We start from the raw sequence: 16,268 nt of genomic DNA, 5'->3' as shown, positions 1-16,268 counted from the left end.
CGAAGACCTGCCAGGACCGGAGGAGAGACCCCGTGAGCAGCACCGTCCTCGCAGCGAGTACCAGTCTGGACTTCTCGCTGACGCAGAAGCTTTTCGTCATAGCCCTGTGCGCGCTGACCGCCTTCATCGCGCACATGGCGCTGGCCGTGTTCAACGACGGCGTACGCCCCTTCATGCTCGACTTCATCCAGGGACGCTCCAAGCGGACCGCCACCACCGCGGTCTCCTTCGGTCTCTCGGCGGGCTTCATCTTCGGCCTCGGCGCCCCGATGGCGCTGTCCAGCGGTGTACTCAACCCCTGGCTGCTCTTCCTCCCCACCGACATCCTGGGCATCCTCGCGCCGCGGAAGTGGCTCGCGCCGCTGCTCGGCGGCGCCTGGGGCGCCGTGGTCGTCTTCGGTCTCAACGGGGCCAATGACGTCGCGCACGATCTGCCCGTCGACTTCCTGACGGCGATGCAGCAGATGTCGACGCCGATCCTCTTCCTCTTCACGCTCTTCCCGGTGCTCGCCATCACCAAGCAGTTCGGGCGGCTGCGCGGCGGCCTGGCGGCCGTGCTGGAGCTGGCGCTCGTGATCATGACGATGAAGCTCTGGCCCAACGTCTTCGCCGGCTCACTGGCGATGGCGGCCGGTGTGCTGCTGCTCATCGGCTTCGCCGTCCGGAAGGACCTGCTCCAGCGCTCGGCGGACCGGGCCGCCGCACTGGCGGCGGGCGAGGAGACCTCGGGTACGGGGCGGCAGGCGGAGGCCGGAGACGATCCGATGGCCTCGCTCTTCAGCGCCAGCGCGCTGCGGCTGCGCCGGTATCTGCCGCTGTTCATGGTGCTGGGCGCCGGAGTCTGCGTGCTGGCGCAGATGCATATCTTCGGCGGCGGCGAGGCGACCAGCTTCCTGATCGCCAAGGGCCAGTACAGCGAGGCCGCCCAGGTCGACTTCTACCGGGTCTTCGGCTTCATCCCGCTGATCGCGACGACCGCGCTCGCCTCCGGCGCGTACGGCATCGCCGGTTTCACGCTCGTCTACCCCATCGGCTATCTGCTGCCGAACCCGATCCTGGCGGCCGTCGTCGGCGCCGTGGTCTTCGCCCTCGAAGTGCTGGCCCTGTCCTCCATCGGCAAGGTCCTGGGCAAACTGCCGAGCGTGCGGGACTCCTCCGAGCATCTGCGGAGCGCGATCACCGACACCCTGCAACTGGCGATCCTCTTCGGCTCACTGCTCGCGGCCAATGTCATGGGCGGCGGGCTCGCGATCCTCATCGTCGGCGGGCTCTATCTCCTCAACGAGGCGATGGGCAGGCCCGTGGTGCGGATGGCGGCGGCGCCCGCGGCGGTCATCGTCGGCGGCGTTCTCCTCAACCTCCTCTACTGGCTGGACCTGTTCACCCCCGTCAAGGGCTGACCCCGCGACGGCCGGACGGGCCCGCCAGGAAGGCACCCCCACTCATGCCTCATCTCACCACCGTCGCCGGGCCGCTGCCCGTCTCCGCCGTGCGCGGCCCGGCGCTCTCCCACGAACACCTCGTCCTCGATCTCGACCGTACGGGCGACGGCGCCGCCGTCCTCGACGCCGGACGCCATCTGGACGCCGTCACCTCCGAACTGACCACACTGCGCGCCGAGTTCGGGCTCTCCCTGGTCATCGAGCTGACCTGCCGCGGCATGGGCCGCGACCCGCGCGCCCTGGCCCGTGCCGCCGAGGAGTCCGGGGTCGCGGTGGTCGCGGCCGCCGGCTGGTACTACGAGCCGTTCCACCCGGACGAGATCGGCGGCACGTCCGTCGGCCGGCTCACCGCGACCCTGGTCCAGGAGATCACCGACGGGCTCGACTCCACCGGGATCCGGCCGGGCGTGCTCGGCGAGATCGGCAGCCACGGCGACCGGCCCAGCGAGCCGGAGAGCCGCGTGCTGCTCGCCTCGGGGCACGCCGCCGTCGCCACCGGTCTGTCGGTCGCCACCCATGCGCAGCTCGGCCGCGGCGGACTCGCCCAGCTCGAACTGCTCACCGGTACGGGCCTGGCCCCGCACCGGATCTGTCTCGGCCACCAGGACCTGCTGGACGATCCCGCCGTCCACCGCGAACTGGCGGCGAGCGGCGCGTACGTCGCCTTCGACACCGTCGGCAAGGAGTCCTACCAGAGCGACGACACCCGGCTGCGGCTGCTGCTCGCCCTGCTGGAGGCCGGTCACGCCGACCGCGCCCTGCTCAGCTGCGACATCTCGCGCCACGGCTATCTGGAGTCGGAGGGCGGCCAGGGGTACGGGCATCTCTTCCGGTCCTTCCTGCCGAAAGCGCGCGCGGCGGGCGTGGACGACGAGCTGATCGACCTGATGACCCGGCGCAATCCGCTGCGCTTCCTGACCGGCGCCGACACGGACGACACCCCGGCCACCGGCACCGGCACCGGCACCGGCGCCGACACCGACACCGACACCGAGGAGATCTGAGATGCCCGCGCTCCCACGGACCTTCCCGCTGGCGACCGTCACCCCGGAGGACGCGGCCCAGCGGCAGTTCCGGCTCCTGGAGTGCACCGCCGCGCACTTCGAGGGACCCCAGCTCTTCGAGGCGGACGCCGGGGTCGTACCGGGTCTCGGCCGCCCCCGTACGACCGCGCGCGTCGAGGCCGTACTCGCCGACTACTTCGGCGCCGAGGACGCGGCGCTCGTGCAGGGCGCCGGTACGGGCGCGATCCGCGCCGCGCTCGCCGCCGCCGTCTCCCCCGGCGACCCGCTGCTGATCCACCGGGCCCCGGTCTACCGGACGACCGCCGTCACCCTGCGCGGCCTCGGGGTCCGTACCACCGAGGCCGACTTCAACGACCGCACGGCGCTCCGGCGGGCCCTGGAGTCCGGCGCTTTCTCCTGGGCCTACGTCCAGCACAGCCGGCAGCGGCTCGCCGACTCCTACGATCCGGGCGAGGTCCTCGCGGCCTGCCGCGCCGCCGGGGTCCGCACGATCGTCGACGACAACTACGCGGTGATGCGCGTCCCCGCCTCCGGGGTGGAGCTGGGCGCGGACGCCTCCTGCTTCTCCCTCTTCAAACTGCACGGCCCCGAAGGCGTCGGCGCGGTCGTCGGCACCCGCGAGCTGATCGGACACGTCCGCGCCGACAACTACTCGGGCGGTGGCCAGGTCCAGGGCCACCAGGCCCTCGACGCGCTGCGCGCCCTCACCCACGTCCCCGTCCTGTGGGCGCTCCAGTCCCGGGTCGGCGCGGAGATCGCGGAGCGGCTCACCGCCGGTGAGGTGCCGGGCGTCGCGGAGGTACGGATCGCCAACGCCCAGGACCGCTGTCTGCTGGTACGCCTCGACCGCCCGGTCGCCCGGGAGCTGCCCGCCGTCGCCGCGCGGTACGGCGCCGCGCCCTATCCCGTGGGCTCCAACTCCCGCTACGAGATCGCCCCGCTCGTCTACCGGATGTCCAGCTCGTCGCTGGACGACGCCCCCGAGCTGGCCGACTGGACCGTACGGATCAACCCCATGCGGGCCGGAGCCGACCTCGTGCTGGGGATCCTCCGCCGTTCGCTGCGCGACCTGAAGGGCTGATCGTGTTCCTGGACACCGTCCTCACCCGCAACCCCGCGCTCGTCGACACGGCGACCGCGCTGCACCGCTCCGGTGCCATCCCGCCCGACACGTACGTGATGGACGCGGACGCCGTCGAGGGCAACGCCGCGCTGCTGGCGGCCGAGGCCGAACGGCTCGGGCTCTCGCTGTGGTTCGTGGTCAAGCAGTTCGGCCGCAACCCCGAGCTGATCCGGGCGGTCGCCCGGCACATCCCGCGGTTCGCCGCGATCGACCCCGCCGAGGCCCGTACCCTGCACGCCACCGGAGCGGCGGCCGGCAACCTCGGCCATCTCGTGCAGATCCCGCGCCGCGACCTGCCCGAACTGCTCGCGTGGCGGCCCGAGGCGGTGACCGTCTTCGATCTCGCCAACGCGCGGGCCGTCTCGGCGGCCGCCGGTGAACAGGGCTTCGTCCAGGACGTGTTCGTACGCCTCGAAGGCGTCCCCGGCTCCGTCTACCCGGGCCAGGAAGGCGGCGTACCCCTGGACGCGCTGGACGAGTTCGCGTCCGCCGCCGAACAGCTGCCGTCGATCCGTATCGCGGGGGTCACCGCGTTCCCCTGTGTGCTGTGCGACCCGGCCACCGGCCTGCCCGCCGCCACCCCCAACTTCGAACTCGCCGTCAAGGCGAGGGAACTGCTCACCGCCCGCGGCCACCACCCGGTCGCGCTCAGCGCCCCCAGCGCCACCTCCATGGCGACGCTGCCCCTGCTGGCCGAACGGGGCGCCACCCACGGCGAGCCGGGCCACTCCCTCACCGGCACCACCCCGCTCCACGCGATCGACCCGCACCAGCCGGAACAGCCCGCCTACGTCTACGTCAGCGAGGTCGCCCACACCCTCGCGGACGGCAGGCCCGCGCTCTACGGCGGCGGCTTCTACAGCCGCGCCGGCATCCGCACCGCCCTGCTGCCGCGCACCGGACTGCGCCTCCCGGTCCAGGACGCCCCCGCCGAGAACATCGACTACTACCGGCTGCTGGACGCGCCCCCCGCCGGCGAGGTGCGGGCCGGGGACACCGCCGTACTCGCCTTCCGTACACAGATCTTCGTCACCCGCTCGACCGTCGCGGTCGTCGCCGGCCTCTCCACCGGAAAACCCCGGCTGACCGGCCTGTACGACGCGCGGGGCCGGGCCCTGTAAGGAGCCACCGTGAGCAAGACCGTCATCCTCGTCATCGACGGATTCGGGATCGGCGCGATGCCGGACGCGGGGGCCCTGCGGCCGGGCGATGCCGCGGCCGACACCTGCGGGCACGTACTGGACCACTGCCGCGCGTCCCTGGGCCGCCCGCTGCGGCTGCCCGCGCTGGGACAACTGGGCCTCGGCCTCGTCCATCCGCACCCCGACCTGGCCCGGTCCACCCGGCTGCCGGTGACGGCGGGCCGCGCCGCGCTCGGCTACCCGGGAGCGGACACGTACGCGGGCCACCAGACCATGATGGGCGCGGACTTCAGCCGCGTCACGGTGGCCCGGCTGGCCGACCACCTCCCCGAGGTGATCTCGGCCCTGGCCGCGGCCGGCCACCGGGCCGAACCGCTCGGCGGCCGGCCGCTGCTCCTGGTCGACGGCGCGGTCCTGGTCCACGACAACCTGGAGGCCGACCCGGGCATCAACTGGAACGCCTCCGGCCGCCTGGACGACCTGCCCTTCGACCACATCCTGGCGATCGCCCGTACGGTACGGAGCGTGGCGCCCGTCGCCCGCGTCATCGCGGTCGGCGGCCACGCGGACGGACCCCTCAGCACCTACGTACGCGACGGGGACGGCGGCACGGTCGGCCTGGACACCCCGGCGAGCGGCTTCTACCGCAACGGCGGACTCGAAGTCCAGCACCTGGGCGCGGACATCGACCACACCCGCCAACTCCCGGACCTGGCGGCCCGCGCGGGCATCCCGGTGACGCTCGTCGGCAAGGCGGCGGACATCCTGGCGTGCGAGGCCGCCGTACGGCGGCCGGCTGTCGGGACGGCGGAGGTCCTGGCCCACACGCTGGAGGCGGTACGCGCCCCCGGCGACGGGCTCATCGTCGCCAACGTCCAGGAGACGGACCTCGCCGGCCACCAGCAGGACACCGACCGCTACGGCCGGATCCTGGAACAGACCGACGCGGGGCTGTCGGCACTGCTCGGTCTGCTGTCCGGGGCGGGCGACCGGCTGACGGTGACGGGCGACCACGGCAACGACCCGACGATCGGCCACGCGTACCACACGCGCGAATACGTCCCGGTGCTGACGTACAGCCCGGACGGCACGGGCCCGGAACGACGGCCGGACGCGCGGTCCCTGGCGTCGGTGGGAGCGGACGCGTGGGCATGGCTTCGCCACGGTGTGCGCGGGGGCCGGGTGGTCTCGGGCTGAGCCCGCCGGCCGTGCGCGGCGGCGGGACCGGCCCACCAGCCACCGGACCCACCGGCACCCGCGGACTAGCTCATGAACTTCTTGAACTCGTCCGGAAGTTCGAACGACTTGTCCTGCCCCCCGGCCGGCAGGCCATTCGCCGCTTCCTCCCGGCGCGCCAGCGCCGCCTGTTCCTCCGCCTTGCGCTTCATCGGGTTGCCCGACCGCTGCTTGCCCTTCGCCTGCTTCGTCTTCTTCTTCGCACGGCCGGGCCCGCCGCCCATCCCCGGAATGCCCGGCATCCCCGGCATCCCGCCGCCCTGCGCCATCTTCGACATCATCTTGCGGGCGTCGAAGAACCGCTCCACCAGGTTCTTCACGGCGCTGACCTCGACACCGGAACCCCGCGCGATCCGGGCCCTGCGTGAGCCGTTGATGATGACCGGGTCCTGGCGCTCCCCCGGCGTCATCGACTTGATGATCGCGGCGGTGCGGTCCACGTCCTTCTCGTCGATGTTGTTGATCTGGTCCTTGATCTGCCCCATGCCCGGGAGCATGCCGAGCAGCTTGCTGATGCTGCCCATCTTCCTGACCTGTTCCATCTGCGCCAGGAAGTCGTCGAGCGTGAAGTCCTTGCCCTTGCTGCTCGCCAGCTTGGAGGCCATCTTCTCGGCCTCGGCCTGGCTGAACGTCTTCTCCGCCTGCTCGATGAGGGTGAGCAGGTCACCCATGTCGAGGATGCGGGACGCCATGCGGTCCGGGTGGAACGCGTCGAACTCGTCCAGCTTCTCGCCGTTCGAGGCGAACATGATCTGCTTGCCGGTGACGTGCGCGATGGAGAGGGCGGCGCCGCCGCGGGCGTCGCCGTCGAGCTTGGAGAGGACCACGCCGTCGAAGCCGACACCGTCGCGGAAGGCTTCCGCGGTGTTGACCGCGTCCTGGCCGATCATCGCGTCGACGACGAAGAGGACCTCGTCCGGGCTGACGGCGTCGCGGATGTCCGCGGCCTGCTTCATCAGCTCCTCGTCGATACCGAGGCGGCCCGCGGTGTCGACGATCACGACGTCGTGCTGCTTGGTCCTCGCGTACTCGACGGAGTCCTTGGCGACCTTGACCGGGTCGCCGACCCCGTTGCCCGGCTCGGGCGCGTACACCGCGACGCCCGCGCGGTCGGCGACCACGGAGAGCTGGGTGACGGCGTTGGGACGCTGGAGGTCACAGGCGACGAGCAGCGGGGTGTGGCCCTGGCCCTTGAGCCAGAGGCCGAGCTTTCCGGCGAGGGTGGTCTTACCGGCGCCCTGGAGACCCGCGAGCATGATCACGGTGGGCGGCTGCTTGGCGAAGCGCAGGACGCGGGTCTCGCCGCCGAGGATGCCGATGAGCTCCTCGTTGACGATCTTGATGACCTGCTGCGCCGGGTTCAGCGCCTGGGAGACCTCGGCGCCGGCCGCGCGCTCCTTGACCTTGGCGATGAAGGCGCGGACCACGGGCAGCGCGACGTCGGCTTCGAGCAGGGCGATACGGATCTCGCGGGCCGTGGCGTCGATGTCCTCCGGGCTGAGGCGCCCTTTGCCCCGGAGGCTCTTGAACGTGGCTGCGAGGCGGTCGGAGAGAGTGTCGAACACGGCGGTCGCGGATCCTCAGGTCGGGGGCGGATGAGGGGGCTGTCCCATACAGCTTCGCGTACAGCATCGCGCTATGAAGGACAGACCGTTCCCCAGGGTATCCGGCCGCGCGCGGTGCGGTCTGCCCTGTGGAGGCTCGGCCGTTCGGCCGAGCCCCCGGCGCCGTCGTCAGCGCAGCGCGGCCTCCACCGCCCCGGCCAGCTCGGCGGCGGCCTTCTCGGGCAGCGGCCGGCCCCGCTCGTTCGTGACGTAGAACGCGTCGACCGCGTTGGCGCCCAGCGTCGACACATGCGCGCTGCGCACCCGTACCCTCGCCGCCTCCAGGGCGCGGCCGATGCGGTGCAGCAGCCCCGGCGCGTCCTGGGCGCGTACCTCGATGACCGTCGCGAGCTGGGAGGCGGTCGGCGCGACGGTCACACGGGGCGGTGGGGCCGTGACTCCCCGGCGGCGCGGATACGCGGCCTCACGCTCGGCGAGCCTGGACGGGATGTCGAGCGAGCCGTCGAGGGCCCGTACGAGATCGGCGCGGAGCCGGGCGGCCTGCGGCAGGGAGCCGTATTCGGCGGCCACCCGCCAGCTCAGCAGCAGGACCTCGGTGGTCCCCCGCTGCCCCGCGTCCTTGCCCAGTTCGGCGGGCAGCTCGACGGCGCGCAGATCGGCCGCCCGTACGGTCAGCCGGTGCAGGGCCAGTACTCCGGCCGCGGCGGGCAGGACGCCCGGCTGGTCGGGCAGGGCGATGAGCAGCTCGACGCCGACGGGTTCGGGTTCGCCGTCGTCCTGCGGGGGCTCGGTCTGGGCGTGCAGCGCCAGTACGGGACCGCCGGTGCGCAGTGCCTCGACCGCCAGCCGTTCCTGCTCGGCGCTGGGCGCGGCGGGTTCCGGCTCGGTGACGGCGTCGCCCGTGAGGACGGCGGCCACGCGGGCGACGAGGTCGTCGACGAGCGAGGCGCGCCAGGACGACCAGGCCGCGGGGCCGGTGGCGAGCGCGTCGGCCTCGGTGAGGGCGTGCAGCAGCTCCAGGGTGGCGAGCGAACCGACCCGGGTGGCGACCGCGTCGACGGTCGCGGGGTCGTCCAGGTCGCGCCGGGTCGCGGTGTCGATGAGCAGCAGGTGGTGGCGTACGACCGTGGCGACGACGCCCATGTCCTCACGGTCGAAGCCGATCCGGGAGGCGACGTCGCGGGCGATGACCTCGCCGGCCACGGAGTGGTCGCCGGGCCAGCCCTTGCCGATGTCGTGCAGCAGGGCGCAGATCAGCAGCAGGTCGGGACGGCCCACGCGGCGGGTCAGCGAGGACGCCTGGACGGCGGTCTCCACGAGATGGCGGTCGACGGTCCAGGTGTGTACGGGGTTGCGCTGCGGCCGGCAGCGGACCCGCTCCCAGTCGGGAAGGAACTGGCTGATCAGGCCCTCGGCCTCCAGCGCCTCCCAGACGGGGACGGTCGACTCGCCGGCGCCGAGCAGGGTGATCAGTTCCTGGCGCGCCTCGGCGGGCCAGGGCACGGGCAGCGGCTTCGCGGCGGCGGCCAGCCGCCGCACGGCGTGCAGCGAGATCGGCAGACCTGCCTGGGCGGCGGCGGCCGCCGCCCGCAGGGGCAGCACGAGGTCGCGCTCCGGGCGGGCGGTCCGGGCGAGGACGACCTCGCCGTCCTGCTCGACGACGCCTTCGGCGAGCGGGCTGCGGTCCGGGGCGGGCTTGGCGCCGAGCATGGCCCGCAGCCGGGGGCGTACGGCCCGGGAGCGCAGTACGCGGTTGACCTCGCGCCAGGTGACGTCGGAGGCGTACGAGACGGTGCGCGCCGCCTCGTACACCTGCCGCAGCAGCGCGTCGGCGTCGAGCAGGCCGAGTTCCGCGGCGACCGGGTCCTGTTCCTGGAGGGCGAGCCGGTCGGTGGCGCGGCCGGTGGTCAGATGCAGGGCGTCGCGGGCGTCGAGGAGCCGGCGCCGGGCCTCGTAGAGCCCTTCGCGTGGCGCGTCGGCGAGCCAGGAGGCGGCGACGGCGCGCAGCGCGGTGGCGTCGCGCAGTCCGCCTCTGGCCTCCTTGAGGTCGGGTTCCAGCAGGAACTGGAGCTCGCCCTGGCGCTCGGCGCGCTCACGGCAGAGTTCGTCCAGCTCGGGGAGGCGTTTGGGGGCGCTGTTGCGCCAGTCGGCGAGGATCGCGGTGCGTACGCCGCCGGCCAGGCCGAGGTCTCCGGCGACAGGCCGGGCGTCGAGGAGCCCGAGCTGTGCCTTGAGGTCCTCGCCCGCGGTCCTGCGCGCCTCGGCGGGGGTGCGTACGGAGTGGTCGAGGGCGAGCCCGAGGTCCCACACCGGGTACCAGACGCGGTCGGCGAGTGCGGCGATCGCGGCGGGTCCGGACGTGCCGTCGTGCAGGAGCAGCAGGTCGAGGTCGCTGCGCGGCGACAGTTCGCCGCGGCCGTAGCCGCCGACGGCGACGAGCGCGGCGCCCCGTACCCCGGCTTCCCTGGCGGCGGTGGTGAACAGCGCGTTCAGCCAGTCGTCGGTCAGTCCGGCCAGGGCGGCACGGCGCGGCGGCCCGGACCGCGCCTTCTCCTGGAGGAGGCGCAGCCGGGCCGCCGCGTAACCGCTGGGTCCCGAGTCTGCCTGTTCGGTCGTCTCTTCGAGGCTCGTCACCCAGTCGTTCCCATCTCTAGAGTGCGTCCGGGCCGCGCTCGCCGGTCCGTACCCGGACCGCCGTGTCGACCGGCACGCTCCATACCTTCCCGTCACCGATCTTGCCGGTGCGGGCGGCCTTGACCACCACGTCGATGAGCTGTTCGGCGTCGCCGTCCTCGACCAGCACCTCGACGCGGATCTTCGGTACGAGGTCGACGGTGTACTCGGCACCGCGGTAGACCTCGGTGTGGCCGCGCTGACGGCCGTAGCCACTGGCCTCCGTGACCGTGAGCCCCTGGACGCCGAAGGCCTGCAGGGCCTCCTTGATCTCGTCCAGCCGGTGTGGCTTCACGACTGCGGTGATGAGCTTCATGCGTCCACCTTCTTGGTCTTCGCCGCGACGGCGGCGTTCTCGTCCTGGCTGGCGGCGGCGACGCTACTACGGCCCGACGGCGAACCCCCGACCGCGCTGAAGTCGTAGGCGGACTCGGCGTGGTACGCCATGTCGACGCCGCTCGTCTCGTCGTCCTCGGAGGCCCGGAAGCCGATCGTGGCGTCGACGATCTTGGCGAGGATCCAGGAGACCACGAAGGAGTAGGCCATCACCGCGAAGGCACCGACGGCCTGCTTGCCCAGCTGCGAGAGTCCGCCGACCCCGCCGGTGGCGAGGACACCCACGAGGAGGGTGCCGATGACACCGCCGACGAGGTGGACGCCGACCACGTCGAGGGAGTCGTCATAGCCCAGCTTGAACTTGAGGCTGACGGCCCAGGAGCAGACCGCGCCGGCGACGACACCGATGAGCAGGGCGCCGAAGGGGTTGACGGCCGCGCCGGACGGGGTGATCGCGACGAGGCCCGCGACCGCGCCGGAGGCGGCGCCCAGCGTGGTGAACGCGCCGTGCCGGATGCGCTCGTAGATCAGCCAGCCGAGCATCGCGGCGCCGGTGGCGATCTGCGTGTTGAAGGCCATGAGGGCGGCGGTGCCGTTGGCGGCCAGCGCCGATCCGGCGTTGAAGCCGAACCAGCCGAACCAGAGCAGTCCGGCGCCGAGGACGACGAGCGGCAGGTTGTGCGGCCGCATCGGGTCCTTCTTGAATCCGATCCGCTTGCCGACGACGAGGACCGCGGCGAGGGCTCCGACACCCGCGTTGATGTGGACCGCCGTACCACCGGCGAAGTCGATCACCCCGAGCTTGAAGAGCCAGCCGTCGGACTGCCAGACCCAGTGCGCGATCGGGAAGTACACGACGGAGACCCAGAGCGCGATGAACAGCGCCCAGGCGCTGAACTTCACACGGTCCGCGAGCGCGCCGCTCATCAGCGCGGGGGTGAGGACGGCGAACATCAGCTGGAAGAGGGCGAAGGCGAAGACCGGGATGCCTTCCGTGCCCCCGGTCAGAGTGTCGACCGTGATGCCCTTGAGGCCGATGTGGTCGAAGTTGCCCAGGAGACCGGCGCCGATGTCGTCACCGAAGGTCAGCGAGTACCCGTAGAGCACCCACAGCACGCTGACGATGCCGAGTGAGATCAAGGACATCATGAGCATGTTGAGGGCGCTCTTCACCCGCACCATGCCGCCGTAGAAGAATGCCAGGCCGGGCGTCATCAGCATGACGAGCGCGGCACTGATCAATACGAATGCGGTATCTGCGCCATTCAAGGCCAGCGTCTCCTCGTGGTCGGAACGGCCCGTGCGGATGCTCAAACTAGGTGTGGGCCGACTGTGCTGAGGAGATTGGCGCAGCGCGGTTTCGGCCAATGCCGCTCGATGTTTCGCGGCAGTGACGAAGACGTCCCGCGTGTTACGTGCCGATGAACCGGCGGATCTCGGCCGCCGGGCTGGGTACCCTCTGCGGACATCGGAAACCGGCCGCGGCGGTCACCCTGTGTCCTGGCGGCGGGGGAGCCGTGTCGGGCTGTACGGGGTGACTGCCGCGGCCGGGGCTTTCGGCGGGGCGGCGTGCGGGTCCGGCCGGCGGCCGGGGCGCGCGCGCCGCTCAGACGGCCTCCGCGGACTCGGGCAGCTGGGCGGTGAGCCGCTCGGTGAGATCGACGACACCGGCGACGTCGCCGAACTCCCTGGCGGCGGTGTCGAGCGTCTTGCGGAGCCGGGTGTTGACCCGCTCGGAACGCACGCTCTCCGCCACCTTGAGGGCTTTCTCCGCAAGGGCCGTGGACTGCTCGGGCTCCCTCTTGAGGAGATGGACGGTGGCCAGGCCGATCAGATTCAGCGCGTACGACCGCTGGTGGTCGGCGTCCTGGGCGAACAGGTCGACCGCGCGCCGCATGACGGGTTCGGAGAGGGAGGCGTAGGTGGGGCTGCGGCCGGCGACATAGGCGAGGTCGCGGTACGAGTGGGCGTTCTCGCCGTTGAGTTCGGCCTCGGAGAAGAAGCGGATCCAGTCGGGCTCCGCCTCGCCGTCGACCCCGGCGTCGGAGAAGGTGTCCTCGGCCATCCTGACAGCCCGCTTCGTCTTGCTCGGCTGCCCCATATTGGCGTACGCGCGCGCCTCCATCGCATACAGCATGGCCTGGGTCCGCGGGGTGGCGCAGTCGCGGCTGCCGTACTGCGCGAGATGGATCAGCTCCAGCGCGTCGTCGGGCCGGCCGAGGTGGATCATCTGGCGGCTCATGGACGAGAGGATGTACGAGCCGAGCGGCTTGTCCCCGGCCTCCTTCGCGGCGTGCAGGGCGAGGACGAAGTACTTCTGGGCGTTGGGCTGGAGGCCGACGTCGTAACTCATCCACCCCGCCAGCTCGGCCAGTTCGGCCGCGCACCGGAAGAGCCGTCGCGAGGTGGCCTCGGGCTGGGGCTCCTGGAGCAGGTCGGTGACCTCGTGGAGCTGACCGACGACCGCCTTGCGCCGGAGTCCGCCGCCGCACTGCGCGTCCCAGAGCCGGAACATCGCGGTGGTCGACTCCAGCAGATCCAGCTCGGGCCCGGAGAGCCGGCCGGCGTGGGACGGGGCGGCGACGGGCTCGTCGGGCTGCTCCTGGCCGCCCGCCGAGGTGGGCACCAGCCACCGCTGCATGGGCTCCACCAGCGCGGGTCCCGCGGCCAGCGCCAGTGAGGTGCCGAGGAAGCCGCGCCGCGCCAGCATCAGATCGCTGCGGGAGAACTCACTGATCAGCGCGACGGTCTGCGGGCCCGCCCAGGGCAGATCGACCCCGGACACCGAGGGCGACTGATGCGCGGAGCGCAGCCCGAGCTCCTCGACGGCGACGACGGCGCCGAAGCGCTCGGAGAACAGCTCGGCGAGGATGCGCGGGATCGGCTCGCGCGGCTGCTCGCCGTCGAGCCAGCGGCGCACGCGCGAGGTGTCCGTGCTGATGTGGTGCGCGCCCATCTGACGTGCTCTGCGGTTGACCTGACGGGCCAGCTCGCCCTTCGACCAGCCACTGCGCAGGAACCACGAGCCGAGCTGCCCATTCGGGCGCTTGCCGGTATGCGTACCGCCTGCGCCGCTGCCGCCCACTGGAACGCCCCCATCCGCTGAAGCCACTTGTCACGCGAACCGGTATCAGAATGCCGCGAGCACGGGGTGCCTGTCCGCCGGTTGCGCCCCTTCGAACAGGAAACCGAGTTGCCCTTGGCATACCCGCGGGAGTGCCTTACCCCGGGTCCGTGTACTGAAAGTAATCCTACGATCACTGCCCCAGCGAGGGTGATTCCACAATCGCCACCATTCGCCACCCCTTCGAATGAACTCGCCCACGGCGGGGCGCGATTGACTTGACGCACGGCGACCGGAGCGGACCGAAGCGCTGTACGCCGGGGCGCGCGAATCCGGTCCCACTACCCCCAATGCCACTTCGCGCCGCCTCGACCGCCCCGATGGCGACGGAGTGTCACGGGCACACTGCGAGACGTAACCACCGGCGAGTTCGACCCGTTGGAGGGGGCATGGGCTTCACGATCGGCGGCATCCGGGAGATGCGGCCCGGCTCGCGCCGCCGCGGCCGCACCACTGAGTGCACCGCGGTGGCGGAGTACACGGGCCTGTGGGGCTGGGACGTGATTCCCGGCGTTCCCGAGGCGGTTCCCGCGGCGCGGGCCTCGGGCGACCGGTGCTCCTGCGGCGAGCCCGACTGCGCGTCGCCCGGCGCCCATCCCCTGGCGTTCAGCCCCGAGGTGTCGGCGGGCGCCACCCTCGACGACGTCACCAAGGCATGGTCCGAGGTGCCCGGCGCGGCGGTGCTGCTGCCGGTGGGCCGCGGCTTCGACATCATCGACGTGGCGGAACCGGCGGGGAGCCGGGCCCTGGTGCGGCTCGAACGGATGGGGCTCCCGCTGGGCCCGGTCCTGGCCACGCCCGCGGGCCGCGCCCACTTCTTCGTGGCACCGGGAGCCGCGGCGGAACTGCCGGAGCTGCTGTACCGGATGGGCTGGGACGACGCGGACCTCGACCTGCACGGCCTGGGGCCGGGGGCGTATGTGATGGCGCCGCCGTCGGAGGTGGCGGGCCTGGGACCGGTGCGGTGGCTGCGCCCGCCCTGCCTGGACACGGCGGCGGAGCCGCCGCCGGCGCGGCTGCTGCTGGGCACGCTGGCGTATATCTGCCACCGCCTGGCCTGACGGGGTCGCCGTCCGGCGGGGGTGCGGGTCGCTCGCCCCGTCCGGCCCCGGCGCCGCCGGCACCACGCGGACCCGCACCCGGCCACCCGCACCCGGCCCCCGCCGAAACGGACCGGGCCTGGACGAGTAAGTCCGAAGGAGCGTCGTCCGCCCGGGGGGCGGGCCCGGGGGCGTCTGGTGTGTGCGATCGCAAGGCGCTGGGGTGTCCTCGTAGCGGAGCTACTAGGATATTTCGGCAACGCGGCGAGCGTGCGTGCCAGGCGTTCCCGGGCAGACGGGACTTCGGACTTACTCGTCTAGTCCCCGATCAGCGCGTTCACGAACGCCTCGGGTTCGAACGGGGCCAGGTCGTCCGCCCCCTCGCCCAGGCCCACCAGCTTCACCGGCACCCCCAGCTCCCGCTGGACCGCGATCACGATGCCCCCCTTGGCCGTGCCGTCCAGCTTGGTGAGGACGATGCCCGTGATGTCCACGACCTCCGCGAACACCCGCGCCTGCACCAGCCCGTTCTGGCCCGTCGTGGCGTCCAGGACCAGCAGCACCTCGTCCAGCGGACCATGCTTCTCCACGACCCGCTTGACCTTGCCCAGCTCGTCCATCAGCCCGGTCTTGGTGTGCAGCCGGCCCGCCGTGTCGATGAGGACGACGTCCGCGCCCTCCGCGATGCCCTCCTTGACCGCGTCGAAGGCGATCGACGCGGGGTCGCCGCCCTCGGGGCCCCGTACCGTACGCGCGCCGACGCGCTCGCCCCATGTCTGGAGCTGGTCGGCGGCGGCTGCGCGGAACGTGTCCGCCGCGCCCAGTACGACCGAGCGGCCGTCCGCGATCAGTACGCGTGCCAGCTTGCCGGTGGTCGTGGTCTTGCCGGTGCCGTTGACGCCGACGACCATCACGACGGCCGGGGTGTCCAGGCCGCTCTCGGTCTTCACCGCGCGGTCGAAGTCCGTGCCGAGGAGGGTGACGAGCTCCTCCTTGAGGAGCGTGCGCAGTTCCTCCGGCGTCCGCGTGCCGAGTACCCGCACCCGCTCGCGCAGCCGCTCGACCAGCTCCTGGGTCGGCGCGACACCGACGTCCGCGATGAGGAGGGTCTCCTCGATCTCCTCCCAGGTCTCCTCGTCGAGGTGCTCGCGCGAGAGCAGCGTGAGCAGTCCCTTGCCGAGGGAGTTCTGCGACCGGGCGAGCCGGGCGCGCAGCCGGATCAGCCGGCCGGCGGACGGCTCGGGGATCTCGATCGCGGGCGCGGGCGGCTCGGCGACGACCGGATCCTCGACGGCGACCGGCGTCTCCGTGGCGCCCGGGAGGCCGACCTCCTCGATCGTGCGGCGCGGTTCGTCGTGCGGTGCCTCCGCCTCGTCGCCGACATGTGGCTCGGCGGGGGGAGCTGTGAGGGTCGGCGTGCTCGACGGCGCCTCGGGCGGCAGCTTCTTCTTCTTGCGGCTGCCGACCACGAGCCCGCTGATCAGGCCGACCGCGACCAGGGCGATCACTACAACAAGGATGACGATTTCCATAACGCTCCCAGTATCAGCCACGGCCGGGAC

12 protein-coding genes are annotated in these 16,268 nt (G+C 72.3%); 6 read left to right on the top strand and 6 right to left on the bottom strand.

All coding sequences use genetic code 11. The features are described 5' to 3' along the window. The first annotated feature begins 32 nt into the window (after window positions 1-32). The 5 genes from ACZ7LS_RS26985 to ACZ7LS_RS26965 are packed head-to-tail and all read left to right on the top strand — an operon-like array spanning window position 33 to window position 5,929. The gene (locus tag ACZ7LS_RS26985) at window positions 33-1,400 is read left to right on the top strand and encodes a YhfT family protein (RefSeq protein ID WP_382517165.1); all 1,368 of its coding nucleotides are present in this window, start codon (window positions 33-35) and stop codon (window positions 1,398-1,400) included. Between the two features lie 44 nt (window positions 1,401-1,444). Then, window positions 1,445-2,446, top strand: a complete 1,002-nt coding sequence (locus ACZ7LS_RS26980; RefSeq protein ID WP_385133389.1) for a phosphotriesterase family protein — start codon at window positions 1,445-1,447, stop codon at window positions 2,444-2,446. 1 nt (window position 2,447) lies between these two features. Then, window positions 2,448-3,548, top strand: a complete 1,101-nt coding sequence (locus ACZ7LS_RS26975; RefSeq protein WP_382517170.1) for an aminotransferase class V-fold PLP-dependent enzyme — start codon at window positions 2,448-2,450, stop codon at window positions 3,546-3,548. A gap of 2 nt (window positions 3,549-3,550) precedes the next feature. After that, complete coding sequence (locus ACZ7LS_RS26970) at window positions 3,551-4,711, top strand: alanine racemase (protein WP_385133386.1); 1,161 nt, start codon at window positions 3,551-3,553, stop codon at window positions 4,709-4,711. A gap of 9 nt (window positions 4,712-4,720) precedes the next feature. Beyond that, a complete protein-coding gene (locus tag ACZ7LS_RS26965) occupies window positions 4,721-5,929 on the top strand; it encodes a phosphopentomutase (protein ID WP_382517176.1) in 1,209 nt (402 codons plus the stop codon). 65 nt (window positions 5,930-5,994) lie between these two features. Here ACZ7LS_RS26965 and ffh read toward each other — a convergent pair whose 3' ends face one another. The 5 genes from ffh to nsdA all read right to left on the bottom strand — a co-directional run bounded on the left by ffh (window position 5,995) and on the right by nsdA (window position 13,627). Beyond that, window positions 5,995-7,533 (bottom strand): signal recognition particle protein, encoded by a 1,539-nt coding sequence (ffh, locus tag ACZ7LS_RS26960; RefSeq protein ID WP_382517179.1) that lies wholly within the window; start codon window positions 7,531-7,533, stop codon window positions 5,995-5,997. 168 nt (window positions 7,534-7,701) lie between these two features. Beyond that, window positions 7,702-10,167 (bottom strand): [protein-PII] uridylyltransferase, encoded by a 2,466-nt coding sequence (locus ACZ7LS_RS26955; RefSeq protein ID WP_382664661.1) that lies wholly within the window; start codon window positions 10,165-10,167, stop codon window positions 7,702-7,704. Between the two features lie 16 nt (window positions 10,168-10,183). Next, window positions 10,184-10,522 carry a P-II family nitrogen regulator gene (locus ACZ7LS_RS26950; protein ID WP_351393689.1) on the bottom strand — a complete coding sequence of 113 codons (339 nt, stop codon included), beginning with the start codon at window positions 10,520-10,522 and terminating at the stop codon, window positions 10,184-10,186. Continuing rightward, the gene (locus ACZ7LS_RS26945; protein ID WP_382517185.1) at window positions 10,519-11,811 is read right to left on the bottom strand and encodes an ammonium transporter; all 1,293 of its coding nucleotides are present in this window, start codon (window positions 11,809-11,811) and stop codon (window positions 10,519-10,521) included. The genes ACZ7LS_RS26950 and ACZ7LS_RS26945 overlap by 4 nt, the downstream gene beginning before the upstream one ends. 337 nt (window positions 11,812-12,148) lie before the next feature. Further along, the gene (gene nsdA / locus ACZ7LS_RS26940) at window positions 12,149-13,627 is read right to left on the bottom strand and encodes a transcriptional repressor NsdA (RefSeq protein WP_382517188.1); all 1,479 of its coding nucleotides are present in this window, start codon (window positions 13,625-13,627) and stop codon (window positions 12,149-12,151) included. Window positions 13,628-14,055: 428 nt separating this feature from the next. Between nsdA and ACZ7LS_RS26935 the strand changes: the two genes are divergently transcribed. Then, entirely contained in the window at window positions 14,056-14,727 is a 672-nt protein-coding gene (locus ACZ7LS_RS26935) for a bifunctional DNA primase/polymerase (protein ID WP_382664664.1), read from the top strand. Between the two features lie 296 nt (window positions 14,728-15,023). On the opposite strand, the gene ftsY is transcribed toward ACZ7LS_RS26935, so the two are convergent. After that, entirely contained in the window at window positions 15,024-16,238 is a 1,215-nt protein-coding gene (ftsY, locus tag ACZ7LS_RS26930; RefSeq protein ID WP_382517192.1) for a signal recognition particle-docking protein FtsY, read from the bottom strand. Window positions 16,239-16,268 lie beyond the last annotated feature (30 nt).

Source organism: Streptomyces sp. NPDC039430, from assembly GCF_055639435.1.
The sequence above is the reverse complement of the archived record's forward strand: the minus strand, read 5'-3'. Positions and strand labels throughout refer to the sequence as shown.

What these genes read in the sequence shown, in the direction of transcription:
- ACZ7LS_RS26980 (WP_385133389.1), top strand. Translation starts at nt 1,445, where the DNA reads ATGCCTCATCTCACCACCGTCGCCGGGCCGCTGCCCGTCTCCGCCGTG.
- ACZ7LS_RS26975 (WP_382517170.1), top strand. Translation starts at nt 2,448, where the DNA reads ATGCCCGCGCTCCCACGGACCTTCCCGCTGGCGACCGTCACCCCGGAG.
- ACZ7LS_RS26950 (WP_351393689.1), bottom strand. Translation starts at nt 10,522, where the DNA reads ATGAAGCTCATCACCGCAGTCGTGAAGCCACACCGGCTGGACGAGATC.
- ACZ7LS_RS26935 (WP_382664664.1), top strand. Translation starts at nt 14,056, where the DNA reads ATGGGCTTCACGATCGGCGGCATCCGGGAGATGCGGCCCGGCTCGCGC.
- ftsY (WP_382517192.1), bottom strand. Translation starts at nt 16,238, where the DNA reads ATGGAAATCGTCATCCTTGTTGTAGTGATCGCCCTGGTCGCGGTCGGC.